A 2,311-nucleotide genomic window follows, 5' to 3' on the forward strand; every position below is an offset into this window, starting at 1 on the left:
GTAATTAGTACAAGTTAGCTTAATGGCTCACACCACTTCCACATCTTGCCTATCAACGTTGTAGTCTTCAACGGCCCTTCAGAGACTTTAAAAGTCTAGTGAGAACTCATCTCGAGGCCTGCTTCGCGCTTAGATGCTTTCAGCGCTTATCAGTTCCGAACGTAGCTACCGGGCAATGCCATTGGCATGACAACCCGAACACCAGCGGTTCGTTCACTCCGGTCCTCTCGTACTAGGAGCAACCCCTCTCAATTCTCAAACGCCCACGGCAGATAGGGACCGAACTGTCTCACGACGTTCTAAACCCAGCTCGCGTACCACTTTAAATGGCGAACAGCCATACCCTTGGGACCGACTTCAGCCCCAGGATGTGATGAGCCGACATCGAGGTGCCAAACACCGCCGTCGATATGAACTCTTGGGCGGTATCAGCCTGTTATCCCCGGAGTACCTTTTATCCGTTGAGCGATGGCCCTTCCATTCAGAACCACCGGATCACTATGACCTACTTTCGTACCTGCTCGACGTGTCTGTCTCGCAGTTAAGCTGGCTTCTACCATTACACTAACCGTACGATGTCCGACCGTACTTAGCCAACCTTCGTGCTCCTCCGTTACTCTTTAGGAGGAGACCGCCCCAGTCAAACTACCCACCAGGCACTGTCCGTAACCCCGATTCAGGGGCCAACGTTAGAACATCAAAACTACAAGGGTGGTATTTCAAGGTTGACTCCACAACAACTAGCGTCGCTGCTTCAAAGTCTCCCACCTATCCTACACATGTAGGTTCAATGTTCAGTGCCAAGCTGTAGTAAAGGTTCACGGGGTCTTTCCGTCTAGCCGCGGGTACACAGCATCTTCACTGCGATTTCAATTTCACTGAGTCTCGGGTGGAGACAGCGTGGCCATGGTTACACCATTCGTGCAGGTCGGAACTTACCCGACAAGGAATTTCGCTACCTTAGGACCGTTATAGTTACGGCCGCCGTTTACCGGGGCTTCGATCAAGAGCTTCTCCGAAGATAACCCCATCAATTAACCTTCCGGCACCGGGCAGGTGTCACACCGTATACGTCATCTTGCGATTTTGCACAGTGCTGTGTTTTTAATAAACAGTCCCAGCCACCTGGTCACTGCGGCTCCCGTCCGCTTAGAGAGCAAGTCTCATCACAGATAGGAGCGTACCTTCTCCCGAAGTTACGGTACGATTTTGCCTAGTTCCTTCACCCGAGTTCTCTCAAGCGCCTTAGTATTCTCTACCTGACCACCTGTGTCGGTTTGGGGTACGATTCCATATAATCTGAAGCTTAGAGGCTTTTCCTGGAAGTATGGCATCAGCAACTTCATCACCGTAGTGACTCGTCTCGTGTCTCAGGTTTAATGTTTGTCCGGATTTACCTAAACAAACGCCCTACTCACTTTCACATAGACTACCAACGCTATGCTTGCTTAGCCTGCTCCGTCCCCCCATCGCAATTATATCGAGTACAGAAATATTAATCTGTTTCCCATCGACTACGCCTTTCGGCCTCGCCTTAGGGGTCGACTTACCCTACCCTGATTAACATGGGATAGGAACCCTTGGTCTTCCGGCGTGGGAGTTTTTCACTCCCATTATCGTTACTCATGTCAGCATTCGCACTTCTGATACCTCCAGCATACCTCCCGGTACACCTTCAACGGCTTACAGAACGCTCCCCTACCACTCAGAATAAATTCTGAATCCGCAGCTTCGGTGCATAGTTTAGCCCCGTTACATCTTCCGCGCAGACCGACTCGACCAGTGAGCTATTACGCNCGACCAGTGAGCTATTACGCTTTCTTTAAAGGATGGCTGCTTCTAAGCCAACCTCCTGGCTGTCTGGGCCTTTCCACATCGTTTCCCACTTAACTATGACTTTGGGACCTTAGCTGGCGGTCTGGGTTGTTTCCCTCTTCACGACGGACGTTAGCACCCGCCGTGTGTCTCCCGGATATTACTTTACGGTATTCGGAGTTTGCAAAGGGTTGGTAAGTCGGGATGACCCCCTAGCCTTAACAGTGCTCTACCCCCGTAAGTATTCGTCCGAGGCTCTACCTAAATAGATTTCGGGGAGAACCAGCTATCTCCCGGTTTGATTAGCCTTTCACTCCTAGCCACAGGTCATCCCCTAACTTTTCAACGTTAGTGGGTTCGGTCCTCCAGTTGATGTTACTCAACCTTCAACCTGCCCATGGCTAGATCACCGGGTTTCGGGTCTATACCTTGCAACTAGTCGCCCAGTTAAGACTCGGTTTCCCTACGGCTACCCTATTCGGTTAACCTCGCTACA

At 51.0% G+C, this 2,311-nt stretch carries 1 rRNA gene; it reads right to left on the bottom strand.

Annotated features, from left to right (window positions below):
- A 23S ribosomal RNA gene (locus I6E83_RS14575) occupies positions 1-2,311 on the bottom strand; the annotation flags it as partial.

Source organism: Psychrobacter sp. SZ93C1 (assembly GCF_015864635.1).
GTDB lineage: Bacteria > Pseudomonadota > Gammaproteobacteria > Pseudomonadales > Moraxellaceae > Psychrobacter > Psychrobacter fozii.